This is a genomic window from Microbacterium terrae (assembly GCF_017831975.1).
GTDB lineage: Bacteria > Actinomycetota > Actinomycetes > Actinomycetales > Microbacteriaceae > Microbacterium > Microbacterium terrae.
This window is the reverse complement of sequence record NZ_JAFDSS010000001.1, coordinates 1,304,550-1,326,804: the sequence shown is the minus strand read 5'-3', so window position 1 is coordinate 1,326,804 and position 22,255 is coordinate 1,304,550. Positions and strand designations below refer to the sequence as shown.

20 protein-coding genes and 2 tRNA genes are annotated in these 22,255 nt (G+C 69.5%); 8 read left to right on the top strand and 14 right to left on the bottom strand.

Annotated features, from left to right (window positions below; genetic code table 11):
• The first annotated feature begins 288 nt into the window (after nt 1-288).
• From JOD63_RS06130 to JOD63_RS06115, 4 genes are all read left to right on the top strand, one after another.
• Nucleotides 289-1,608, top strand: a complete 1,320-nt coding sequence (locus JOD63_RS06130) for an MFS transporter (RefSeq protein WP_245617929.1) — start codon at nt 289-291, stop codon at nt 1,606-1,608.
• Nucleotides 1,609-1,664: 56 nt separating this feature from the next.
• Nucleotides 1,665-2,321, top strand: a complete 657-nt coding sequence (locus tag JOD63_RS06125; RefSeq protein ID WP_045274359.1) for a pentapeptide repeat-containing protein — start codon at nt 1,665-1,667, stop codon at nt 2,319-2,321.
• A gap of 99 nt (nt 2,322-2,420) precedes the next feature.
• Complete coding sequence (valS, locus tag JOD63_RS06120) at nt 2,421-4,991, top strand: valine--tRNA ligase (RefSeq protein ID WP_045274358.1); 2,571 nt, start codon at nt 2,421-2,423, stop codon at nt 4,989-4,991.
• The gene (locus JOD63_RS06115; RefSeq protein WP_045274357.1) at nt 4,991-5,239 is read left to right on the top strand and encodes a hypothetical protein; all 249 of its coding nucleotides are present in this window, start codon (nt 4,991-4,993) and stop codon (nt 5,237-5,239) included. The genes valS and JOD63_RS06115 overlap by 1 nt, the downstream gene beginning before the upstream one ends.
• 18 nt (nt 5,240-5,257) lie before the next feature.
• Here JOD63_RS06115 and JOD63_RS06110 read toward each other — a convergent pair whose 3' ends face one another.
• Genes JOD63_RS06110 through JOD63_RS06100 form a run of 3 tightly spaced genes read right to left on the bottom strand, consistent with a single transcriptional unit; the run spans nt 5,258 to nt 7,448 of the window.
• Nucleotides 5,258-6,595: an MFS transporter gene (locus tag JOD63_RS06110; RefSeq protein ID WP_045274356.1), complete on the bottom strand. Its 1,338-nt coding sequence runs from the start codon at nt 6,593-6,595 to the stop codon at nt 5,258-5,260.
• On the bottom strand, nt 6,592-6,819 hold the full coding sequence (locus tag JOD63_RS06105; protein WP_045274355.1) for a hypothetical protein: 228 nt from the start codon (nt 6,817-6,819) through the stop codon (nt 6,592-6,594). Before JOD63_RS06105 ends, JOD63_RS06110 begins: the two co-directional genes overlap by 4 nt.
• A complete protein-coding gene (locus JOD63_RS06100) occupies nt 6,816-7,448 on the bottom strand; it encodes a winged helix-turn-helix domain-containing protein (RefSeq protein WP_045274354.1) in 633 nt (210 codons plus the stop codon). The genes JOD63_RS06105 and JOD63_RS06100 overlap by 4 nt, the downstream gene beginning before the upstream one ends.
• Nucleotides 7,449-7,540: 92 nt before the next feature.
• Between JOD63_RS06100 and JOD63_RS06095 the strand changes: the two genes are divergently transcribed.
• Nucleotides 7,541-9,592: a M3 family metallopeptidase gene (locus JOD63_RS06095; RefSeq protein ID WP_045274353.1), complete on the top strand. Its 2,052-nt coding sequence runs from the start codon at nt 7,541-7,543 to the stop codon at nt 9,590-9,592.
• A gap of 84 nt (nt 9,593-9,676) precedes the next feature.
• Here the strand turns inward: JOD63_RS06095 and JOD63_RS06090 are convergent, their stop codons facing one another.
• The 7 genes from JOD63_RS06090 to JOD63_RS06060 all read right to left on the bottom strand — a co-directional run bounded on the left by JOD63_RS06090 (nt 9,677) and on the right by JOD63_RS06060 (nt 15,920).
• The gene (locus tag JOD63_RS06090) at nt 9,677-10,795 is read right to left on the bottom strand and encodes an epoxide hydrolase family protein (protein ID WP_052682303.1); all 1,119 of its coding nucleotides are present in this window, start codon (nt 10,793-10,795) and stop codon (nt 9,677-9,679) included.
• A gap of 76 nt (nt 10,796-10,871) precedes the next feature.
• On the bottom strand, nt 10,872-12,140 hold the full coding sequence (gene clpX / locus JOD63_RS06085) for an ATP-dependent Clp protease ATP-binding subunit ClpX (RefSeq protein WP_045274352.1): 1,269 nt from the start codon (nt 12,138-12,140) through the stop codon (nt 10,872-10,874).
• A 202-nt stretch (nt 12,141-12,342) separates the two neighbouring features.
• Complete coding sequence (locus JOD63_RS06080) at nt 12,343-13,017, bottom strand: ATP-dependent Clp protease proteolytic subunit (protein ID WP_045274351.1); 675 nt, start codon at nt 13,015-13,017, stop codon at nt 12,343-12,345.
• A 29-nt stretch (nt 13,018-13,046) separates the two neighbouring features.
• On the bottom strand, nt 13,047-13,631 hold the full coding sequence (locus JOD63_RS06075) for an ATP-dependent Clp protease proteolytic subunit (protein WP_045274350.1): 585 nt from the start codon (nt 13,629-13,631) through the stop codon (nt 13,047-13,049).
• Between the two features lie 160 nt (nt 13,632-13,791).
• Nucleotides 13,792-15,291 (bottom strand): trigger factor, encoded by a 1,500-nt coding sequence (gene tig, locus JOD63_RS06070; protein ID WP_045274349.1) that lies wholly within the window; start codon nt 15,289-15,291, stop codon nt 13,792-13,794.
• Nucleotides 15,292-15,371: 80 nt separating this feature from the next.
• Nucleotides 15,372-15,445 (bottom strand) — tRNA-Pro (locus JOD63_RS06065).
• A gap of 97 nt (nt 15,446-15,542) precedes the next feature.
• A complete protein-coding gene (locus tag JOD63_RS06060; RefSeq protein ID WP_052682304.1) occupies nt 15,543-15,920 on the bottom strand; it encodes a nuclear transport factor 2 family protein in 378 nt (125 codons plus the stop codon).
• 100 nt (nt 15,921-16,020) lie between these two features.
• Between JOD63_RS06060 and JOD63_RS06055 the strand changes: the two genes are divergently transcribed.
• Nucleotides 16,021-16,091: transfer RNA gene (locus JOD63_RS06055), tRNA-Gly, on the top strand.
• Nucleotides 16,092-16,386: 295 nt separating this feature from the next.
• The gene (locus tag JOD63_RS06050) at nt 16,387-17,277 is read left to right on the top strand and encodes an alpha/beta fold hydrolase (protein WP_045274348.1); all 891 of its coding nucleotides are present in this window, start codon (nt 16,387-16,389) and stop codon (nt 17,275-17,277) included.
• 5 nt (nt 17,278-17,282) lie between these two features.
• Here JOD63_RS06050 and JOD63_RS06045 read toward each other — a convergent pair whose 3' ends face one another.
• Nucleotides 17,283-17,825: a gamma carbonic anhydrase family protein gene (locus JOD63_RS06045; RefSeq protein WP_211088063.1), complete on the bottom strand. Its 543-nt coding sequence runs from the start codon at nt 17,823-17,825 to the stop codon at nt 17,283-17,285.
• 169 nt (nt 17,826-17,994) lie between these two features.
• Between JOD63_RS06045 and JOD63_RS06040 the strand changes: the two genes are divergently transcribed.
• On the top strand, nt 17,995-18,480 hold the full coding sequence (locus tag JOD63_RS06040) for a Dps family protein (protein WP_045274347.1): 486 nt from the start codon (nt 17,995-17,997) through the stop codon (nt 18,478-18,480).
• Nucleotides 18,481-18,539: 59 nt separating this feature from the next.
• Here JOD63_RS06040 and JOD63_RS06035 read toward each other — a convergent pair whose 3' ends face one another.
• Genes JOD63_RS06035 through JOD63_RS06025 form a run of 3 tightly spaced genes read right to left on the bottom strand, consistent with a single transcriptional unit; the run spans nt 18,540 to nt 22,190 of the window.
• Complete coding sequence (locus JOD63_RS06035) at nt 18,540-19,208, bottom strand: response regulator (RefSeq protein WP_045274346.1); 669 nt, start codon at nt 19,206-19,208, stop codon at nt 18,540-18,542.
• A gap of 20 nt (nt 19,209-19,228) precedes the next feature.
• Entirely contained in the window at nt 19,229-20,623 is a 1,395-nt protein-coding gene (locus tag JOD63_RS06030) for a sensor histidine kinase (RefSeq protein ID WP_045274345.1), read from the bottom strand.
• Nucleotides 20,604-22,190, bottom strand: coding sequence for a multicopper oxidase family protein (locus JOD63_RS06025; protein WP_245243879.1), 1,587 nt, complete (start codon nt 22,188-22,190; stop codon nt 20,604-20,606). The genes JOD63_RS06030 and JOD63_RS06025 overlap by 20 nt, the downstream gene beginning before the upstream one ends.
• Nucleotides 22,191-22,255 lie beyond the last annotated feature (65 nt).

Genomic DNA, 22,255 nt, shown 5'->3' with positions numbered 1-22,255 from the left:
CTCGCTGGTGCTGATCCTGCCGGGACGACCCGTCTGGACTGTTCCAGACCGACCGCGGTACCACCCTGCTTTGCCCGCCGCGATGCGGCTGACCCCTTTCACTGCGGCTGTGTCGGGCCTGCCCCGCTCGGGTCTAGTGGGGTCCGCGCTCGCGAGCGGGCCTGTTCTTCCGAGAGCTCCCCGGTGATGGCCGGATCGACGCCTGTACTCCGATTCTACCGACCCTGCGCAAGGGGGAATCCCCGGGCGTCGATCCGGGTTGTTGGACCCGTGCCAAGATTGAACCTCGTGACCGCACCCGAAGCCGTTCCCGCATCCGCCAGCCCCGCCCGCCGCGTGGCCTGGGCGTCGATGGTCGGAACCTCCCTCGAATCCTTCGACTTCTACCTCTTCGCGTACTTCTCGGCGTTCTTCGTCGGCCCGCTCTTCTTCGAGCCGCTCGGCGAGGTCGGCGGGACCGCCCTCGCGTTCCTCGGCATCGCCGTGGCGTTCGTCGTGCGCCCGGTCGGCGCCGTGATCTTCGGCTACATGGGCGATCGGCTCGGACGGCGCACGACCCTGCTGTGGACCGTCGGAATCATGGGCGTGGCCACGGGTCTCATTGGCCTGCTTCCGACCTACGCCCAGGCGGGATGGCTCGGCGCAGTGCTCCTCATGCTGCTCCGCGTCGCGCAGGGGCTCTCGCTCGGCGGCGAGTGGGGCGGATCCATCCTGCTCGCCACCGAGCACTCCGGGCGCGTCAAGCGCGCGTTCTACGCCGCCATCCCGCAGCTCGGCTCCCCCGTCGGCTCGATCCTCTCGGCAGTGGTCTTCCTGGTGCTCACCGCCGCGCTCCCCGCCGACCAGCTCGCCGCGTGGGGCTGGCGCATCCCGTTCCTCCTCGCCCTGCCGCTGCTCGCGGTCTCGCTCTACCTGCGCGTGTCGATCTCGGAGACACCCGTGTTCGAGGGCGTCGTCGCCGAAGGCCGTCGCGACCGCGTGCCGTTCGTCGCCATGTTCGCGAAGCGTCCGACCGCGATGGTCATCGCCGTGGGCGCAGCCCTGCTGGGCATCGGCTCGTACAGCCTCATGAACACGTACACCGTGAACTACGGCGTCGCGCAGCTGGGCTTCAGCTTCCAGGACCTGCTCGTGGCCACGACGATCGGCGGACTCCTGCAGCTCGTGACGATCCCGGCGTTCGGTGCCTGGGCCGCGCGCATCGGGTCGGCGAAGGTCGTCGTCTGGGGCGCCCTCGGCACGCTCCTCATCGCGTTCCCGATGTACTGGCTGCTGCAGTTCGCGACGTTCCCGATCCTCGTGGGCACCATGATCATCGGCGGCATCCTGCCCACGATGGCGTGGGCGGCGCTCGGGGGCCTCATGAACGACCTGTTCCCCGATCACTTCCGCTACTCGGCACTGTCGTTCGCCTACGCCCTCGCGGCGACGATCAGCGGCTTCGTGCCCTACCTCACCCTCATGCTCGGCGACGCGACCGACTTCGCGTGGTGGCACCCCGGTGTCATCCTCGCCGTGATGTCGGCAGTGACCCTCCTCTCCGCCTGGGCGGCGTCTCGCCGCGCGGTCGAGCCCGAATCCACTCCGGCGGAGCCGGTCACGGTCTGAGTCCGACGGCGTGGCCGGCCGGGACGCGTCCGCGTCGCGGCCGGTAGCGTCGAGGCATGCCCCCTCGCAACGCCGCCCTCGCCGTCCCGCGCATCGGCGCCCCCGACCTTCCGCGTGTGCTCACCGAGGTGTCGGGTCTGCACGCGGACGAGATCTTCCAGCTCCGGTTCACGGCCCTCGAGGCGCAGACGGATGCCTCGCACCTGTCGATCTCGGAGTGCGCGGTGTCTCCGCTGGCCATCGAGGTGCTGGATCTGACCGGCGCCTCCGTCGTCGACGTCGACATCACCGAGCTCCGCGCGACGCAGGTGCGCGCGCGAGGCGCACGCTGGCGCCGGGTGCGGCTGACCGGCGGTCGGATCGGCACCCTCGACCTCGCCGACGCCGACGTCGACGAGGTGGAGCTCGACGGCGTGCGCATCGACTACGTCTCCCTCGCCGGCGCACGCGTGGCCGATCTGCGCGTGCGCGGCTGCACGCTCGGCGCGGTCGACGTGCCGCAGGCCACGCTCACACGCACGGCGTTCGTCGACACGAGCGCAGACGAGGTCGACACGCGGGCCCTCACGGCGACCCACCTGGATCTCCGCGGACTCGACGCCGGCGCGTTCCTCGACCCGACGGCGCTCCGTGGCGCGACGCTCGCGCCGTGGCAGGTCGAGCGCCTCGCCCCCGCATTCGCCGCAGCGCTCGGCATCCGGGTGCAGGACTGACCGCTTTCCGCCCGCCCGCCGGGGTGCCGGTAGAATCGAGCGCAATCCCACACTCAGGCACGCTCACACAGTGCCGCATATATCGCCAAGGAGATCCTCATGGCCATTCCCGACAAGCCCGCCCTCGAGGGTCTCGAATCGAAGTGGGATGCCGCGTGGCGCGAGCAGGGCACGTACCTGTTCGACCGCCTTCGCGCCGCGGAGTCCGGCCGCGCAGGTGTCTACTCCGTCGACACTCCCCCGCCGACCGCGTCGGGGAGCCTGCACATCGGTCACGTGTTCAGCTACACGCACACCGACATCAAGGTGCGCTTCGAGCGCATGCGCGGCAAGACGGTCTTCTACCCGATGGGCTGGGATGACAACGGCCTGCCGACCGAGCGTCGCGTTCAGAACTACTACGGGGTGCGGTGCGACCCGTCGCTGCCGTACGACGCCGCCTTCACCCCGCCGTTCCAGGGCGACGCGAAGAGCCTGAAGCCCGCCGACCAGGTGCCGATCAGCCGCCGCAACTTCATCGAGCTGTGCGAAGCGCTGACGATCGAGGATGAGAAGCACTTCGAGGACCTGTTCCGCCAGCTCGGCCTCTCCGTCGACTGGACCCAGACCTACCGCACCATCTCGGACGACACGATCCGCACCAGCCAGAGCGCGTTCCTGCGCAACATCGAGCGCGGCGAGGCGTACCAGTCGCTCGCGCCGACGCTGTGGGACATCGACTTCCGCTCCGCCATCGCGCAGGCCGAGCTCGAAGACCGCGAGCAGCCCGCCGCGTTCCACAAGGTCGCGTTCCACAAGTCCGACGGCTCGGGCGACATCGTGATCGAGACGACGCGTCCCGAGCTCATCGCCGCCTGCGTGGCGCTCGTCGCCAACCCCGATGACGAGCGGTACCAGCCGTACTTCGGCTCGACCGTGCGCACGCCGATGTTCGACGTCGAGGTTCCGGTGCTCGCGCACCACCTCGCGCAGAAGGACAAGGGCTCGGGCATCGCGATGGTCTGCACGTTCGGCGACGTCACCGACATCGTGTGGTGGCGCGAGCTCGATCTCCCCAACCGCACCATCCTGGGCATGGACGGACGCATCGTCCCCGACGCGCCCGATGCGATCGTGACGGATACCGGTGTCGCGGCCTACGCCGAGCTCGCAGGCAAGACCGTGTTCAGCGCCAAGAAGCGCATGGTCGAGCTGCTCGAGGAGTCGGGCGACCTGCTCGAGGTGTCGAAGCCGTTCAACCACCCGGTCAAGTTCTACGAGAAGGGCGACCGCCCGCTCGAGATCGTCTCGACGCGTCAGTGGTATGTGCGCAACGGCGCGCGCGACGCGCAGCTGCGCGACAAGCTCGTCTCGCTCGGCCAGCAGATGTCGTGGCATCCCGAGTTCATGCGCGTGCGCTTCGAGAACTGGACGAACGGACTCACCGGAGACTGGCTCGTCTCGCGCCAGCGTTTCTTCGGCGTGCCGATCCCGGTCTGGTACGGCCTCGACGAGAACGGCGAGCGGGACTACGGGCGCGTCCTCACCCCCGACCTCGCCACCCTTCCCGTCGATCCGACCACCGACGTGCCCCCGGGCTACACCGAGGCTCAGCGCGGTGTCGCCGGCGGCTTCGAGGGCGAGAAGGACATCTTCGACACGTGGGCCACGTCGTCGCTCACGCCGCAGCTCGCCGGTGGCTGGCAGCGCGACGAGGAGCTGTGGAACCTCGTGGCGCCGTTCGACGTGCGTCCGCAGGGTCAGGACATCATCCGCACCTGGCTGTTCTCGACGATGCTCCGCAGCGCCCTCGAAGACGACCGTGCCCCCTGGACGGATGCCGCCATCTCGGGCTTCATCGTCGATCCCGATCGCAAGAAGATGTCGAAGTCGAAGGGCAACGTCGTGACGCCCGCCGACATCCTCGACCAGCACGGGTCCGACGCGGTGCGCTACTGGGCTGCCTCGAGCCGGCTCGGCACCGACGCCGCGTTCGATCCGCAGAACCCCACGCAGATCAAGATTGGCCGTCGCCTCGCGATCAAGATCCTCAACGCGGCGAAGTTCGTGCTGTCGTTCCCGGTGCCCGAAGGCGCCGAGGTGACGCACGCCCTCGATGCATCGATGCTCGCGACGCTCGACGCCGTCGTGCGCGACGCCACGCGAGCGCTCGAATCATACGACCACGCCCGGGCGCTGGAGCTGACCGAATCGTTCTTCTGGACGTTCTGCGACGACTACCTCGAGCTGGTCAAGGAGCGCGCGTACAACCAGACCGACGTCGGACAGGCCTCGGCAGCGCTCGCCCTGCGCACCGCACTGTCGACCCTGCTGCGGCTGTTCGCGCCCGTCGTGTCGTTCGCCGCGGAGGAATCGTGGTCGTGGTTCGAGGAGGGTTCGGTGCACACCGCCGCGTGGCCGGAACCGCTCGGCATCGCCGCCGACCCGATCGTGCTGTCGACCCTCAGTGAGGCGCTCATCGGCGTCCGCCGCGCGAAGACCGAGGCGAAGGCCTCGCAGAAGACGCCCGTGGCGTCGCTGACCATCTCGGGCCCGGCCGCCGCGCTCGACGCGATCCGCCTCGCCGAGGGCGACCTCAAGGCCGTGGGTCGCATCGCCGACATCGTGTTCGTCGAGGCTGATGCCCTCGCGGTCACCGACGTCGTGCTGGCGCCGGTCGAGGAGGCCTGATGCAGCTCGGCACCCGCTGGACCTCGGGCGACGAGCCGCCGAAGGCCGTGCCCGAGGCCCTGGTCCGCGGCATCCGTTCCGTCGACGCGGCCATCCCCGGCGACGCCCTCGGCCAGCCGCGTCCGCGATGGACGCTCACCTGGCTCGAGGGCAGGCCGATCGCCGAGCTCGACACCGGGGTGATCGTCACCCTCAGTGCCGACGGTGAGCCGGTGGTCACCCTCGACGAGGACGACGACTTCGCCTGAGGTCGCCTCGAATCGAGGTCAGATGCCTGCGGGGGCGGGCGCTTCGGCGCCCGCTCGGCGCGTGCCGCCGATGAGCAGCGGGATCGCCACCAGCGTCGCGACGATCATGAACCCGCCGGCGATGTAGAACGGCAGCCGCAGATCGGTGCGGCCGATCCAGCCGCCGACGAGTGTCGCGACGGGGAAGAGTCCCCAGGTGAGCGTGCGGATCACGCCCAGCACCCGCCCGAAGATCTCGTTGGGCACGATCTGCTGGCGCAGGGCGCCCCACGGTACGTTCCACACCGAGACGGCTCCGGCAGACAAGGCGAAGGCCGCCACGGCGGTGAAGGGCTCGGGCGCGAGTCCGGTGAGGATCGAGCCGACGCCGGCGACGATGATCGCCGCCACCATGATCGGTCCGCGGCCGAACCGCGACACCAAGGGTGAGGCGATGAGAGAGCCCGCGAGGGCGCCGATGCCGATTCCCGCGGTGACGAAGCCCACGGCGGCGTAGGTGACGTGCTGCTCGTCGAGGAAGTACAGGATGATCACGCCCTGCGACAGTGACAGGGCTGAGCCGATGAGCGACGTGAAGACCACCATCGTGCGCAGGTATCGGTGGTGCCACAGGTAGGAGATCGCCTCGCGGGCACTGGCACCGGCGCGCGCCGGTGCGACGGCGACAGGCTCGGCCGCCATGCCGGCGACGATGTCGGGGGCATCGGGATCGGGCACGGCGGACGCCGGCGCATCCCGCAGCGGACGAGCCGCACTCACCGGCAGATAGAGCGCGAGCGCAATGGGGATCAGGTAGGCGGCGCTGCTCGTCCAGAGCGGGAGGGCGAGCGAGACCGCGAACAGCACACCGGCGATGGGCGTCGCGACGAAGTTGTCGATCGTGATCTGCGCGGCCTGCAGCCACCCGTTCGCCCGATCGAGGCCGTCCTTGCCAACGACGGCGGGAACCACCGCGTTCGTCGCGTTGTCGAACAGCGTCTCTCCGATGCCGAAGATCAGCGTGCCGACGATGAGCGCCCACAGACTGAGCGACCCTGTCACGCCGAGCACCGAGAGCCACAGCGCGACGGCGCCGCGCAGCGCATTCGCGATCGCCATCACGATGCGCCGATCGAAGTGATCGACGACCATGCCGGCGGGCAGGCCGAACAGCAGCCAGGGCACGAAGGCGACGGCCGCGATCGCCGAGATGGCGAGCGGATCGTCGGTGAGGGTGGTGGCGATGAGCGGAACGGCGGTGCGTCCGAGCCCGTCAGCGAGGTTGCTGAACGCCGCGGCCGTCCAGAGCTTGCCGAAGTCCCGCCCGAGCGGGGCGCGGGCGGGCTTGGGCTTCGCGTCGGTGATCACGCCGGTCATCTCGGGAGGATTCCGATCGAGGCGAGTGCCTGCGCGGTCGTGCGCGCGTCCGTCGCGTCGCCGGCCACGGCCGAGCGGATGGGTCGCGTCGCCGCACGACGCTCGACGCGCACGGCGACGACGTGATCGAGGAAGGCGGCGGTGGTGAGCAGCGTGCGCTCGAAGCGGGTGGTGCGGACGGAGCCTGCTCGGCGAACCGGGCGGGGTGCGGCGATGGCGGTCATTGCTGTTCTCCCAAGTTCGGCAGCGGGAACATGTCGGCCCGGATGGTCACGGGTCGCACGTCCTCGCCGGTCTGGTTGCGGTACGTGTCCACGGCCTCGTCGATCAAGGCCATGATCTTCAGGCCGAGCTCCTGGCTCTGCTCGGCGGTGAGACGGGTGGTCGCGGTGGAGATGAGTGAGCTCTCCTGCCAGGCCTCCTCCTCGTTGTTGATCCCCCGGTTGATGAACTCGATGAGCTGCTCGTTGCGGTTGCGGAAGAACTCGCTCATCACGAGCTGCGTCGCCGAGCGGCCGGCCGGCGACTTCAGGGCGTCGGGGTTCGCGAACGACACTCCCCCGACGGGGCGCTCCCACCAGCGCTCGCGCGCAGTCCCCCGATCCGCGCACTCGCGGATGAGGTCGTGCTTCGCGAGCGCCCGCAGGTGGTAGCTCGTGGATCCGCTCGACTCCCCCAGCTGCGCCGCGAGCGACGATGCGGTCTGCGGACCGTACTGGCTGAGGATGTCGTAGATGCGCACCCGGAGCGGATGTGCAAGTGCCCGAAGCGCGCCGGTGTCGAGAACGCGGTCCTCGCGGTGACGCTCTTCGGCCCGGGCCGCGGCATCCGACTGCTCTTCGTTCTCGGTCATGACTCGACGATAGCAATGCAAAGAAGTCTTTGCAAGCAATTGTTTGCAAACGTTCGTCTGCGTTTCGACGTGTCCCCGGATAGGCTCTCTCCATGGCGAACGAGAACCCGCTCCTGCATCCGTCGACGCTTCCGTACGGGATGCCCGACTACACGCTCATCACCCCCGAGCACTACCTGCCCGCTTTCGAGGAGGCCTTCGCCGCGCACCGGCGCGAGGTGGACGCGATCACCCGGGTGCGCTCCATGCCCACGTTCGAGAACACGCTGGTCCCGCTCGAGGAGAGCGGGAGGCTGCTCGGCGACGTGGCCCGCACGTTCTACACGGTCTCGTCCGCCGATGCGACGACGGCGATCCAGGAGATCGACGAGAAGCTCGCTCCGCTCATGTCGGCGCACAACGATGCCATCCAGCTCGACGCGCAGTTGTACTGGCGCATCAAGACGGTGCACGAGCAGCTCGACGCGCTCGACCTCGATGCCGAGCAGCGCTACCTGGTGGAGCGCCACTTCCGCGAGATGACGCAGGCCGGCGCGGGCCTCGACGATGCAGCCAAGGAGCGCCTCACGGCGCTGAACCAGCGCCTGTCGACGCTGACGAACACGTTCGAGAAGAACCTCCTCGCCGACACGAACGACCTGGCGGTGGTGTTCGATTCGGCTGCCGAGCTCGACGGCCTGACCGACGGCGAGCTCTCGGCAGCGGCGCAGGCCGCCGCAGACCGCGGCCTCGACGGGAAGTGGGCGGTGACGCTCACCCTCTTCACCGGGCACCCGTACCTCTCGTCGCTCACCGTCAGAGAGAGCCGGCGACGCATCCTCGACGCCTCCCGCACCCGCGGCTCCCGAGGGAACGAGCACGACAACCGCACCGTGCTCCTCGAGATCGTGTGTCTGCGCGCGGAACGGGCCGCACTGCTCGGCTACGCCACCCATGCCGAGTACGTCACCTCCGATGAGACCGCGGGCTCCCCCGCGGCCGTCCATGATCTGCTCCGGCGCCTCGCCGTGCCGGCCGCGCGCAACGCCCAGCACGAGAAGGCCGCGCTGCAGGCGATCATCGACACCGAGGCCGAGTCGTTCCCCCTCGAGGCGCACGACTGGGCCTTCTACACCGAGAAGGTGCGCGCCGCGGAGTTCGACCTCGATCGCGCGGCCCTGCGGCCGTGGTTCGAGGCGGAGCGCGTGCTCCGCGACGGTGTCTTCCGCGCCGCCACCGACCTGTACGGCATCACGTTCACAGAACGCTCGGACATCCCGGCATATCACCCCGACGCGCGCGTCTTCGAGATCCACAACGCCGACGGCTCGGCGCTCGGCCTCTTCGTCCTCGACCTCTACACGCGCGACACCAAGCGCGGCGGCGCGTGGATGAACTCGATCGTCTCGCAGTCGACGCTGCGGGGCACGCAGCCTGTGGTGGTCAACAACCTCAACGTCCCGAAGCCCGCTCCCGGCACACCGACGCTGCTCACGCTCGACGAGGTGACGACACTCTTCCACGAGTTCGGCCACGCGCTGCACGGGCTGTTCGCGACGGTCACGTATCCGCACTTCGCGGGCACGAACGTCTACCGCGACTTCGTCGAGTTCCCGAGCCAGGTCAACGAGATGTGGATCTACTGGCCCGAGATCCTCGACAGCTACGCGCGTCACGTCGACACCGGTGAGCCACTCCCCGCCGAGGTCGTCGCCAAGATCCACGCCTCGGAGACGTTCAACCAGGGGTTCGCCACGAGCGAGTATCTGGCGGCGGCGTGGCTCGATCAGTCGTGGCACTCCCTCGACGCGGCTGCGGCCGCTTCCGAGATCGACGTCGCAGCATTCGAGGCGTCGTCGCTCTCGGAGGTCGGGCTCGATGAGCCGGCCGTGCCGACGCGCTACTCGTCGACCTACTTCGCGCATGTGTTCTCCGGCGGCTACAGCGCCGGGTACTACTCCTACATCTGGAGCGAGGTGCTCGATGCCGACACCGTCGAGTGGTTCGGCGAGAACGGCGGACTCACCCGCGACAACGGCGACCGCTTCCGCAGCCGTCTGCTGGGCGTCGGCGGCTCCAACGATCCGCTCGACGCGTATCGCGACTTCCGCGGCAGGGACGCCGACATCGCCCCGCTGCTGAAGCGTCGCGGCTTGGCGGACTGACGGTTGGAGCCGGTGGGCGGTGTCGGACAGCCAACCGACTCCCGCCCGCCGGTGCCTGCAGCAGTCCGCATCCAGTCCGCGCGGCTACAGCACTCCCACCTGCTCTGCGAAAGCCCGCGCCCGCTCGGCCATCTGGGCCGGGACCTCCGCGATCGCGAAGTGCCCGCCCGCGTCGAGACGCTCGAACGTGCGGAGATCGAGGTAGAACCGCCGCGCGAGCGACTCCGGGTAGTCGGCCTCATGCCGCTGGATGTGGACGGATGCCGGAATCGTCACGGCCGGCATCGCGTCGGGCTGATCGGCACCTTCGTAGTACGGGCGGAACGACGAGCCGATGCTCTGGGAGATCCAGTAGACCATCGCCTCCGTGAGGATGCGGTCGCGGGAGATCCGCCTCTCCACCCCGCCCGGATCGCCCTGCGGGGTGTCGCTCCACTCGACGAGCTTCTCGGTGAGCCACGCGAGCAGCCCGGCCGGCGAGTCGTTCAGCGCTGCGGCGAGGGTGTCGGGCCGCGTCGCCTGGATGTGGCCGTAGGCGCCGTGGGTCCCGCCCCAGGCCTCCAGCCGTGAGAAGAACGCCACCTCGTCGGGCGCGGTGAGCGCGGTGCGCTCGTGATGTGCGGGGAAGTGCGCGTGCGTCACGAGGACGCCGGCGACCTGCTCGGGGTACGAGCCCGCGATCAGGTCGTTCACGTTGGCCGAGAGGTCCTCGCCGTAGGTGAGGTAGCGGTCGTAGCCCAGCACATCGGTCATGAGGGCGTGCATCGTGGCGGCGAGTCTGACCTCGGTCATCGGGCCGTCGGCGTACGGCGTCGAGAACGCGAAGCCGGGGAAGCTCGGCACGACGACGTGGAAGTCGGGCAGCAGGTCGGCGAAGTCGAGTTGGAGGGCGAACGTGTGCGGCCAGCCGTGCATGACGAGCAGCGCCGGCGCGTCGTCGCGCTGCGCGCGACGGTGGACGAAATGGATCGTCGTGTCGTCGATGTCGGCGAGGAACTGAGGATGCGCGTTCAGCCACGCCTCGCGGGGTCGCCAGTCCCACGTGCGCCATGCCTCGATGAGGGTGGCGAGATAGTCCGCGCTCATTCCTGACGCCGGTCGTCGCGGCGAGTCCGCGAGCGGTCTGAACCGATCGAGGCGCTCTCGCAGGTCGGTGAGCTCGGCGTCGGTCACATGGACGGAGAAGGGGTGGACGGTGGACATGCGCCGAACCTACTCGGCACCTCCGACACCGCGGATGCGCGGCAGTTGCGCCGCGCCCGAGGCCGCGCGACGGCGATCAGGCGCTCTTGCGCTTCTCGCGGTAGATCAGGGTGGGCGGGGCTCCCTCGTCGACGGAGGCACGCGTGACGATCACCTTGTCGACGTCGTCTGCCGAGGGGATCTCGAACATGATCGGCCCGAGGACGTCTTCGAGGATGGCGCGCAGCCCGCGTGCGCCGGTCTTCCGGCCGACGGCGAGGTCGGCGATCGCCTCGAGTGCCTCGCGGTCGAACTCGAGCGCGACGCCGTCGAGCTCGAACATGCGCTCGTACTGCTTCACGAGCGCGTTCTTCGGCTCGGTGAGGATCTCCATGAGCGCCTCCTGGTCGAGCGGCGACACCGAGGCCACGACCGGGAGCCGACCGATGAATTCGGGGATCAGCCCGAACTTGTGGAGGTCTTCGGGGAGAACCTCGCTGAACAGGCTCAGGTCGTCGCCCTTGTTGTGCAGAGGGGCGCCGAAGCCGATGCCGTGCTTGCCGACACGGGCCGAGATGATGTCTTCGAGGCCGGCGAACGCGCCGGCGACGATGAACAGCACGTTCGTCGTGTCGATCTGGATGAACTCCTGATGGGGGTGCTTGCGTCCGCCCTGCGGCGGCACCGAGGCGACCGTGCCCTCGAGGATCTTCAGGAGCGCCTGCTGCACTCCCTCACCCGACACGTCGCGCGTGATCGAGGGGTTCTCGGCCTTGCGTGCGATCTTGTCGACCTCGTCGATGTAGATGATCCCGGTCTCGGCGCGCTTGGTGTCGAAGTCGGCAGCCTGCAACAGCTTCAGAAGGATGTTCTCGACGTCTTCGCCGACGTAGCCGGCCTCGGTCAGCGCCGTCGCATCCGCGACCGCGAAGGGCACGTTGAGGCGCTTCGCCAGCGTCTGCGCGAGATAGGTCTTGCCGCAGCCGGTCGGACCCAGGAGCAGGATGTTGCTCTTGGCGATCTCGATCTCGTCTGCACGCTGCTCCGCCGACTGGATGGTGCCGTGTGCGCGCACGCGCTTGTAGTGGTTGTAGACCGCGACGGCGAGAGCGCGCTTCGCGTCCTGCTGACCGACGACGTACTCCTCGAGGAAGCTGAAGATCTCACGCGGCTTGGGCAGGTCGAACTCGGCGACCTCGCCCGACGAGGACTCGGCCATGCGCTCTTCGATGATCTCGTTGCACAGCTCGACGCACTCGTCGCAGATGTAGACGCCGGGGCCCGCGATGAGCTGCTGGACCTGCTTCTGGCTCTTTCCGCAGAAAGAGCATTTGAACAGGTCGGCGCTCTCACCGATGCGTGCCATGAGCTCCTCCTCGTCGACCGGTCGGGCCGGATGTCCTCCGAGCCTAACCGCTGCCGACGACAACGGGTGGGATTACGACACCGCATGTGACAACCCGGCTGTTCGCCCGCAGCGCACGCATCCGCACCGCACCGGCTCGAACGATGCCCCGGGGGAACGACGAAGCCCCGGGCGCGTGCCCGGGGCTTCGTCGACATCGGTGTCAGCTCGTCAGCGCCTGCTGCCCGCCGCGCTTGCGCGTGGTGAGCACCTGATCGACGATGCCGTACTCGAGGGCCTCCTGAGCGGACACGATCTTGTCGCGGTCGATGTCCTTGTTGATCTTCTTGACGTCCTGGCCGGTGTGCTTGGCCATCGTCTCCTCGAGCCAGGTGCGCATGCGGAGGATCTCCGCCGCCTGGATCTCGATGTCGGACGCCTGGCCGTGACCGGCCTCGCCCATCGCGGGCTGGTGCATCAGGATGCGGGCGTTGGGCAGCGCCAGGCGCTTGCCGGGGGCACCGGCCGCCAGCAGCACCGACGCCGCCGAGGCCGCCTGACCGAGCACGACGGTCTGGATCTGCGGCGACACGTACTGCATGGTGTCGTAGATCGCCGTCATCGCCGTGAACGAGCCGCCGGGCGAGTTGATGTACATGATGATGTCGCGGTCGGGATCCTGGCTCTCGAGCACCAGGAGCTGCGCCATGACGTCGTCCGCCGAGGCGTCGTCGACCTGCACGCCGAGGAAGATGACGCGGTCCTCGAAGAGCTTGTTGTACGGGTCCTGACGCTTGTAGCCGTAGGCCGTGCGCTCTTCGAACTGCGGCAGGATGTAGCGGCTGCCGGGCATCTGGAGGCCCTGGGGGGCGTTCGCACCGAAGGTGGGGGTCTGCATTGTCGTTCTCTCTTTCGCCTTCGGTGCCGTCAGCTCGCGGTTCCGCCGCCGCCGATGACGTCGGCGGCCGATTCGCGGATGTGGTCGACGAAGCCGTACTCGAGTGCCTCCTCGGCGGTGAACCAGCGGTCGCGGTCACCGTCCTCGTTGACCTGCTCGACGGTCTTGCCGGTCTGCGCGGCGGTGATCTCGGCCAGACGGTTCTTCATCGAGACGATGAGCTGCGCCTGGGTCTGGATGTCGCTCGACGTGCCGCCGAAGCCGCCGTGGGGCTGGTGCAGCAGCACGCGCGCGTTCGGCGTGATGTAGCGCTTGCCCTTCGTGCCGGCGGTGAGCAGCAGCTGCCCCATCGAGGCCGCCATGCCGATGCCCACGGTCACGATGTCGTTCGGGACGAACTGCATCGTGTCGTAGATGGCCATGCCGGCGGTGATCGAGCCGCCGGGCGAGTTGACGTAGAGGTAGATGTCCTTCTCGGAGTCTTCGGCTGCGAGGAGGAGGATCTTCGCGCAGATCTCGTTGGCGTTCTCGTCACGCACCTCCGAGCCCAGCCAGATGATGCGGTCCTTCAGCAGCCTGTCGAAGACGCTCGTCGCGACAAGAGGTTCGGCCATTGCGTACTCCTGATTCCTTGGGTCGACATCGAATCTACCGGCGCGTCGCGGCCGACCCGCTCGTGTTCGCCGTGGGCAGATCGGGGGTCGGTCGTGTGCGGTGTGCAGAGACGAGAAGGGGACGGATGCCGAAGCATCCGTCCCCCTCTCGTTCAGCGCATCACTCGGCTGCGGCGTCGGCCTTCTTCTTGGCCGGAGCGCGCTTCGCGGCGGGCTTCTTCGCCGGGGCCTCCTCGGCGGGGGCCTCTTCGGCGGCGGCGTCGTCAGCCGGCTCCGCCTTCTTGGCGGCGGGCTTCTTCGCGGGAGCCTTCTTCGCGGCGGGCTTCTTGGCCGGCTTCTCGGCGGGGGCCTCGTCAGCGGCCTCGTCGCTCTCGTCCTCGTCGTCGACGGCTACGAATCCGGTCAGGTCGACCGCCTTGCCGTTGGTGTCGACGACGGTCACCTTGCCGAGCACGACCGCGAGGGCCTTGTTGCGCGCGACCTCGCCGATCATGGCGGGGAGCTGGTTGCCCTCCTGCAGCGCGTTGACGAAGTCCTGCGGGGCCATGCCGTACTGGGCGGCGGACTGCACGAGGTACTGCGTCAGCTCGTCCTGCGAGACCTGAACGTTGACGCTCTCGGCGATCGCGTCGAGCAGCATCTGCGTCTTGAACTGCTTCTCGCTGGCCTCGGCGACCTCGGCGCGGTGCACGTCGTCCTCGAGACGGTTCTCGCCCTCGAGGTGGTTGTGCACCTCGTCGTCGATCAGCTGCTGCGGAACGGGGATCTCGACCTGCTCGAGGAGCGTCTCGATCAGCTTGTCGCGAGCTGCCGAACCCTGCGTGAACACCGACTGCTCGGCGGCGCGGGCCTTGAGGCTGTCACGCAGCTCGGCGATGGTGTCGAACTCGCTGGCCATCTGGGCGAAGTCGTCGTCGGCCTCGGGAAGCTCGCGCTCCTTGACGGCCTTCACGACGACCGCGACCTCGGCTTCCTCGCCGGCGTGGTCGCCGCCCACGAGCTTCGAGCGGAACGTGGTGTCCTCACCGGCGGTGAGCGAGTCGACGGCCTCGTCGATGCCCTCGAGCAGCTCACCGGAGCCGACCTCGTACGACACGCCCTCGGCGCGGTCGATCTCGGCGCTGTCGATGCTGGCGACGAGGTCGAGCTCGACGAAGTCGCCCTTCGTTGCGGGACGGTCGACCGTGACGAGCGTGCCGAAGCGGCCGCGCAGGCGGTCGAGCTCCTCGTCTACCGCGGCGTCGTCGACCTCGATGACCTCGATCTCGACGGTCGTGCCCTCGAAGGCGGGCAGCTCAAACTCGGGGCGGACGTCGACCTCGACCTCGACGAGCAGGTCGCCCGAGAAGTCCTTGTCGTTCGGCCACTCGGTGACCTCGGCCGACGGACGGCCCAGGACGCGCAGCTCGTTCGACGACACGGCCTCGCGGTAGTAGCCGTCCAGGCCCTCGCTGACGGCGTGCTCGAGCACGGCGACGCGACCGACACGCTGGTCGATGATCGGGGCGGGGACCTTGCCCTTGCGGAAGCCGGGGATCTGCACGTCCTGCGCGATGTGCTCGTAAGCGTGCGCGATCGCGGGCTTGAGCTCCTCGGGCGTGACCGTGATGTGCAGCTTCACCCGGGTCGGGCTGAGCTTCTCGACGGTGCTGTTCACCATGCCTGTTACTTCTCCTCTATCGGACCGCGCGAGAGCGCGGCGTGTGAAGGTCTGGGTTCGGAATTCTGTAGGCCGTGATGTCGGGGCGACAGGATTTGAACCTGCGACCTCCCGCTCCCAAAGCGGGCGCTCTACCAAGCTGAGCTACGCCCCGGGCGGGCGCACGCACAAGCGTGCTCCTTCTCCTGCTTCGAAAAGCAGAGTGGCCCCGAAGAGTCTAGCCGACGCGCCCGTGGCCTGCCTGCGCGGGGTCAGATCCGCTCCACCCAGGCCGAGCGCCACTCCGGGGCGGGGAACGGCTTCGTCCAGTACGCCGTCTCGCGCGCGATGCGGTCGCCGCGGAGTTCGAACACGAAGACCGTCTGGTACGGGTCGCCGTCTCCGTAGTCGAGGTCGGCTTCGACCACCCAGAGATCCCCCTCGCCGGTGATGCGCCGCGGCGAGATGTGCGGGAGCTGCGGGAACGCGCCGTAGATCGCTCGGCGATTGTCGGCACCGACGATCCGCTCCCCCGACTGCGGCCACTCGATCACGGCGTCCTCATGGAACACCGGGTCCATTCCCGCGACCTCGCCGGCGTTCAGCGTGGCGATGAGCGCCTCGACGACGTCTCTGCCTGTCCGTTCCATGACCGCACCTTCCCCGTCGGCCGCGCGTCGAGCCGACGATCGGAACAGGATGGCGGTCACGATGTACTAGCATTGACCGGGTGCCCGTCATCGGGCACGCGGGGATGTAGCTCAATGGTAGAGCCTCAGTCTTCCAAACTGATGGCGCGGGTTCGATTCCCGTCATCCCCTCAAATGCCCTCACGGGCGGCCACCGGCCGCGCGGGAGGGCATTCGTGTTGCAGCGGATCGAACCCTTGGGTGGGCCCACGCCGCCCGAGGCTCCGCGCGCCGCGCAGCGGCGGGTGGAGAAGGCGGTGGGGACGATTCCCGTCATCCCCTCAAAAGTCCCGATGTGCCGCCGCAGGCGGCGCAGCGGGACTTTCGTGTTGCTGCGAATCGAACCCCTTTCGAGCCGGCCGCGCACGCGGCAGACTGGCGCTGCGGCGTCGCACGCTTGGGATCGCGCGGCCGCCTGGGGGTCGAGATGGTGAACGCGGCCGGTGAGGGCAGGCGCCTCCCTCGACGCCCCGCGTCGAACCTCGCAGAGCGCTGGACGCGGGTCGACGGCGTGGACGTCTTCTTCCGCGAGTCCCCCGCCCCCGTGGAAGGGGCGCGGGTCATCGCGCACATCCACGGGTTCGGCCTGTCGGGGCGCTACCTGCTGCCGACCGCGGAGCGGCTGGCTGACGAGTTCCAGACCTACGTTCCGGATCTCCCCGGCTTCGGTCGCAGCGGGCGCCGCCCCGACATGCTCGACATCCCCGACCTCGCCCATGCGGCCATCCGCTTCCTCGACGATCGCGGCGTGGGCCGGGCGACGCTCGTCGGCAATTCGATGGGATGCCCCGTCATCATCGAGTGCGCCCACCGGTACCCGGAGCGCGTCGACCGCGCCGTGCTCGTCTCCCCCGCCGGCGGCGCGTTCAATCGGCCGCTGCGTCGGGCCGTCGCGCAGCTCAGCCGTGATGCACCGCGGGAGCCGGCGCGGATGGCGCGGGTCGCGGTGCCCGACTACGCCCGGTTCGGGGTGCCGAGCACGATGCGACTGTTCCGGGCGCTCACCCGCTATCCGTCGCTGCAGCGCCTGCTCGAGCTGCGCATCCCGACACTCGTCGTGCTCGGCAGCCGCGATCCGCTGCTGCCGAACTCGCACCGCATCGGCGAGATCGCCTCGCGCACCGACAGCCACGTGCTCGTGGTTCTCCTCGAAGGCGCCGCGCACGCGATCAACTTCAGCCATCCCGACCAGCTGGCGCACGTGATCCGGCTGTTCATGGACGACAGGCCGATCGAGAACGATCCCGAGTGGCCGGGGCACGTGCGCTTGTACGAGGTGCACCGCGGGGCGAACCATCCCCGCGCGGAGAGCCCCTGAAGACGTCAGCGACCGGTCGGCTCGGCGTCGGTGTGCGCGGTCAGGTGCGCGCGGTAGATGCGCGCATTCTGAAGGATGCCCTCGCGCTCGGTCTCCGAGAGTTCGCGCCGCACCCGGCCCGGCACGCCGGCCACGAGCGACCCCGGCGGGATCACGGTGCCCTCGAGCACCACGGCGCCGGCCGCGACGAGGCTGCCCGCACCGATCTCAGCGCCGGAGAGCACCGTGCTGCCCATCCCGATCAGGCACCCGTCCCCGATCGTGCAGCCGTGGATGACGGCGTTGTGCCCGACCGACACGTCTTCGCCGATGACGACCGGATGCCCGGCATCCACGTGCACCGACACGTTGTCCTGGAGGTTGCTCCCCGCGCCGAGCGTGATCGACGCGCTGTCTCCGCGCAGCACCGCGTTGTACCAGACGCTCGACTCCTCACCGAGCGAGACATCCCCCACCACTCGGGCCCCGGCCGCCACGAAGGCACTCGGATCGAGGTCGGGGATCTTCCCGCCCAGGGCGAGTACGGAGGCGTCGTCGGCGATGGTCATGGGCTCGACCATACTCGCCCGATCCGGCGCCGGGAGCAGGGAAGAACAGCCTCACCTTCGTTAGCCGAGCCTTGCTGAGACAAGCCTCATCTTGCTTGCGGAATGTCACAGGCTGAGTAGCGTTTCATCAGACGAGAGCCGCACGGCGGCCCGAGACGGAGGCGACATCATGACGAAGACGAAGACCACCCCCCAGGCCGCGACCGACCCCACCCTCGCTGCCGGCAGCGCCCAGTTCCTGACCCCGGTCGTGCTCGGCCTCCAGGCCCTCGCCGTGAACGGCAAGCAGGCGCACTGGAACGTCCGCGGCGCGAACTTCATCGCGATCCACGAACTGCTCGACGGCATCGTCGCGCGCGCCCAGGCCGGCGCCGACCAGGCTGCGGAGCGCATCGTCGCCCTCGGTCTGCCGATCGACGCCCGACTGGCGACCGTGACCGCCAAGGTCGCAGCGACCGAGGTGCCCGCCGGATTCACGCAGTGGGACGACATCGTCCGCGCGATCATCGCCGACATGGACGCCGTGATCGCCGACGTCTCGACCGCGATCGACGGTCTCGACGAGATCGACCTCACCAGCCAGGACATCGTGATCGGCATCCGCGAGTCGCTCGAGAAGGACCGCTGGTTCCTCTTCGCGCACATCGCGGCCTGACCTCACCAGCGAAGCCCCGGCGCCTGACGGCTCCGGGGCTTCGCTTTGCCGGGTGAGCGTCAGTCGCGCTGCAGGAACCGCAGCACGGCCAGCACCCGCCGGTGCTCGGTGCCGGACTCCTCGAGTCCGAACTTCGCGAAGATCGAGCTGATGTTCTTCTCGACGGCTCCGACGCCGATGAAGAGCCGCTGTGCGATGCTCCCGTTGCTGCGCCCCTCCGCCATCAGCGTCAGCACGTCGCGCTCGCGCGGCGTGAGGGTCGACAGCGGGTCGGGACGCGCCGCGAGGAGCCCCTGCACGACGAGCGGGTCGAGCACCGTCCCGCGTGCCTGCACGCGCCGCACCGCGTCGGTGAACTCCTCGAGCGAGGTCACGCGATCCTTCAGCAGGTAGCCCACCCCGCCGTCGCCGCCCGCCAGGAGCTCCCGGGCGTACACGCCCTCCACGTATTGGCTGAGTACCAGGATGCCGAGACCCGGCAGTGCTTCACGCAGTGCCAGGGCGGCCCGGATGCCCTCGTCGCGGAAGCTCGGCGGAAGGCGCACGTCGAGGATCGCGACATCCGCCGCCGCGTCGGCGACACGCCGCACGATGTCTTCGGCGTCACCCCAGGCGCCGGCGGTGACGTAGCCCGCCTCGTCGAACAGCCGCACCAGGCCTTCGCGCAGCAGCACGGAGTCCTCGACCAGGACGACGCGCAGCGGTGCGGAGCCGGGCTCGTGATCCATCGCGCCAGGATACGGCGCGATCATGACACGCGCGGGCGGATCGGGATGTGGGCGCCGACCGCGGTCGGGCCACCCACGGGGCTGTCGAGGCTCAGCGTCGCGCGGAGACCCGCCATCCGCTGTCGGAGCCCCTCGAGGCCGTGCCCCGTCACGAAGGCGGCGCCACCGCGGCCGTTGTCGACGACCCAGACATCCAGCATCGGCAGAGTATCGGCAGGCTGCGGGCGGAGCGCGGCCTTGACCGTCGCTCCGGTCGCGCCCGAGTGCTTGACCGCATTGGTGAGGAGTTCGGCGACGGTGAAGTACACCGTCCGCGCGATCTCGGGCTCGACGAGCGCGTCGAGCGCGGGGTCGATCTCTGTGCGCACGTCGAGCGGCGTCGATGCCGACACCGCCGCGAGGGCGGCTGCGAGCCCGCGATCCTGCAGGAGCGGCGGAGCCACTCCGCTCGAGAGCGCGCGCAGCTCGTCGAGTGCCGCCTTGGCGTGGGCGCGGGCGTCGCGGGCGAGCGAGGCGGCGGCGTCGGCGTCACCCGACTCGGCACGACGCTCGAGGGCGGCGAGATCCATCTGCAGCCGCACGAGTCGCTGCTGAGGTCCGTCGTGGATGTCGCGCTCCAGGCGACGGAGCGCGGCATCCTCGGCGTGCACGGCGGCGTCGCGCGCCGTCGCCTCTGCCCGCACCTCGGCGGCGAGGTCGTCGGAGTTCCACCGGCCCAGCATGCCTTCGGCGATGGCGTGGTGGGCGCGGGCGAGCCCGCCGAGCACCCAGGGCAGGGTGACGGTGAAGAGCACACCGGCGACGAGGTAGAGCACGATCTCGACCTGCTCGCTCTGCCAGCCGCCGAACAGGCGCGGCACGGCATCGGAGACGTAGTGCCCCCACTCCCCCTCGCCGCGATCGCCGCGGGGCAGGAAGATGCTCCAGAACCAGTAGGTGAGGCCTCCGAGCGAGACGCTCAGCCAGACGGTGGTGACGACGAACGTGATGGTGCTCACGATCGGCGCCACCACGGCTCCGTGGACGAGGTACACCCAGTAGTGGGGGTTGCGCAGCGACCGGGTGAGCGTCATCCAGAATCCGCCGGCGGTCTTGTCGCGGTTCCACTCGGGCTCGCCGATGGGCGGCAGCCCGGTGAGCCGAAGAAGTTGACGGTCGGCGAGACCGAAGCCCCGCGCGATGAACAGCGTCAGCACGACGAGCGGCAGGCCGATGACGAGGACGAGCAGCCCCACGCCTGTCCAGAACAGCGACCACAGCAGGCTGACCGACACCATCGCGAGCACGAAGGCGACGAGGAGGTAGAGCGCGCTGCCGGGGGTGCGCGCCCAGGCGAGTCCGTACGAGGCCCAGAACCCGCGCCCCGCGGCGGGCGGGGCGGCTGCGGACGGGAGGTCAGTGGTCGTGGCGGTCATCGTCGTCTCCTTCGGGACTCTTCAATGCGGGCTCATCGCCCGGCTCGACGACCAGGAACTGTCCCATCATGCCCTGGTCCTCGTGCCACAGCAGGTGGCAGTGATACATGTACGGAGTGGTCGGATCGGCGTAGTCGTCGAAGCGCACGAGGATGCGGTACTCGCGGTCCCACTCCAGCGCGATCGTGTCCTTATAGCCCGACAGTCGCGGCGGCGGGGGCTCGCCGTCGATGCTCAGCACCCGGAACTGCGTGTCGTGCACGTGGAAGGAGTGCGGGAGGGGGTTGTCGTTGACGACCGTCCAGACCTCCGCGGTGTCGACCGTGACGACGGCATCCGCCCGCGACATGTCCATCTCGGCCCCGTTGATCTCGTGCCCCGACATCTCGAAGGCGCGCTCCGTGACGGCGTCCGCCGCATCGGGCGCGGGAAGGTCCGCGAGCTTCGCGGGAACCGGCGGCGACGCGGCGAGGGATGCCCCGGCGCGCAGCTCGAGCACGTCGAATGCCGCTCCGCCGGCGTGCAGAGCCGGATCGGGCGCAGTGGACACGAGTGAGACGCGGTCGCCGGGCGCCAGGGCGACGACGATCTCGGCCCGCTCTCCGGGCGAGAGGGGGATGCTCGACGAGGCGACCGGTGCGGCCAGCAGACCGCCGTCGGTCGCGACGAGGTCGAACTCCCGCCCGTCGGCGAACGCGAAGTCGTACATCCGCGCGCTCGAGCCGTTGAGCAGCCGCAGCCGCACGAGCTCGGTCGAGACGTCGAGATACGGCGCGAGGGTGCCGTTCACGAGGATGCGGTCGCCGAGGACCCCGTCGAACTGCATGCTCAGGCCGCCGCCGAACGCGCCGTCGGACGCGAACGAGCGGTCCTGGACGATGAGCGGGATGTCGTCGACGCCGTAGGCACGCGGCAGCGCGAGCGACGCCTCCTCGGGGTCTGTCACGAGGAACATGCCCGCGAGCCCCGCGTCGACCTGCTCGCGCGTGCGCTCGTGCAGATGCGGGTGGTACCAGAGCGTCGCCGCGGGCTGGTCGATGGTCCACTCCGGCGCCCAGCGCTCACCGGGAGGGATCGGCGAGTGCGGGCCCCCGTCCATCGCGGCCGGCAGGTGCATCCCGTGCCAGTGCACGCTCGTCTCCTCGTCGAGCGCGTTGTCGACCTCGACGCGCACCTTCTCGCCGCGCTCGGCGACGAGGGTCGGCCCGAGGTAGTCGCCTTCATACCCGAGCGTCGGGGTCGACAGGCCCGGCAGGAACGCGCTGCGGCCCTCGGCCGCCTCGAGGTGGAACACCCGCACGCCGTCGACCATCGACGACGGCGCGAGCTCGGGGATGCGGAGCGCCTGCGTGGCGGGGATCGACCCCGCTGCCGCCGGTGTCGGCCGGCCGCTGTTGAACGCGAACCAGATCGCGACGGCGGCGACGACCACGACGAGCGGCGCGGCGATGAGCAGCGCCAGGAGCGCCCCGCGGCGGCGACGCGGTCTGCGCGTCGGGCGGGGCGGAGGCGCTGGAGGAGCTGGAGGAGCGGGAGGGGCGGGCGGGGCGGGCACAGCGGCTGGCATACAACCCAGCCTCGCGATGACGCCGTCCGCGCGGCATCCGACCGTCACCCGAGTGCGAGCGGGGG

Excerpts from the sequence above, each read along its gene's own strand:
- JOD63_RS06125 (WP_045274359.1), top strand. The coding sequence starts at position 1,665 with ATGCCCCCTCGCAACGCCGCCCTCGCCGTCCCGCGCATCGGCGCCCCC.
- JOD63_RS06030 (WP_045274345.1), bottom strand. The coding sequence starts at position 20,623 with ATGACCGCCACGACCACTGACCTCCCGTCCGCAGCCGCCCCGCCCGCC.
- JOD63_RS06115 (WP_045274357.1), top strand. The coding sequence starts at position 4,991 with ATGCAGCTCGGCACCCGCTGGACCTCGGGCGACGAGCCGCCGAAGGCC.
- JOD63_RS06100 (WP_045274354.1), bottom strand. The coding sequence starts at position 7,448 with ATGACCGAGAACGAAGAGCAGTCGGATGCCGCGGCCCGGGCCGAAGAG.
- JOD63_RS06050 (WP_045274348.1), top strand. The coding sequence starts at position 16,387 with ATGGTGAACGCGGCCGGTGAGGGCAGGCGCCTCCCTCGACGCCCCGCG.
- JOD63_RS06110 (WP_045274356.1), bottom strand. The coding sequence starts at position 6,595 with ATGACCGGCGTGATCACCGACGCGAAGCCCAAGCCCGCCCGCGCCCCG.
- JOD63_RS06090 (WP_052682303.1), bottom strand. The coding sequence starts at position 10,795 with ATGTCCACCGTCCACCCCTTCTCCGTCCATGTGACCGACGCCGAGCTC.
- JOD63_RS06095 (WP_045274353.1), top strand. The coding sequence starts at position 7,541 with ATGGCGAACGAGAACCCGCTCCTGCATCCGTCGACGCTTCCGTACGGG.
- JOD63_RS06025 (WP_245243879.1), bottom strand. The coding sequence starts at position 22,190 with ATGCCAGCCGCTGTGCCCGCCCCGCCCGCCCCTCCCGCTCCTCCAGCT.
- JOD63_RS06045 (WP_211088063.1), bottom strand. The coding sequence starts at position 17,825 with ATGACCATCGCCGACGACGCCTCCGTACTCGCCCTGGGCGGGAAGATC.
- JOD63_RS06060 (WP_052682304.1), bottom strand. The coding sequence starts at position 15,920 with ATGGAACGGACAGGCAGAGACGTCGTCGAGGCGCTCATCGCCACGCTG.
- JOD63_RS06105 (WP_045274355.1), bottom strand. The coding sequence starts at position 6,819 with ATGACCGCCATCGCCGCACCCCGCCCGGTTCGCCGAGCAGGCTCCGTC.
- tig (WP_045274349.1), bottom strand. The coding sequence starts at position 15,291 with ATGGTGAACAGCACCGTCGAGAAGCTCAGCCCGACCCGGGTGAAGCTG.
- JOD63_RS06075 (WP_045274350.1), bottom strand. The coding sequence starts at position 13,631 with ATGGCCGAACCTCTTGTCGCGACGAGCGTCTTCGACAGGCTGCTGAAG.
- JOD63_RS06040 (WP_045274347.1), top strand. The coding sequence starts at position 17,995 with ATGACGAAGACGAAGACCACCCCCCAGGCCGCGACCGACCCCACCCTC.
- clpX (WP_045274352.1), bottom strand. The coding sequence starts at position 12,140 with ATGGCACGCATCGGTGAGAGCGCCGACCTGTTCAAATGCTCTTTCTGC.
- JOD63_RS06035 (WP_045274346.1), bottom strand. The coding sequence starts at position 19,208 with ATGGATCACGAGCCCGGCTCCGCACCGCTGCGCGTCGTCCTGGTCGAG.
- valS (WP_045274358.1), top strand. The coding sequence starts at position 2,421 with ATGGCCATTCCCGACAAGCCCGCCCTCGAGGGTCTCGAATCGAAGTGG.
- JOD63_RS06080 (WP_045274351.1), bottom strand. The coding sequence starts at position 13,017 with ATGCAGACCCCCACCTTCGGTGCGAACGCCCCCCAGGGCCTCCAGATG.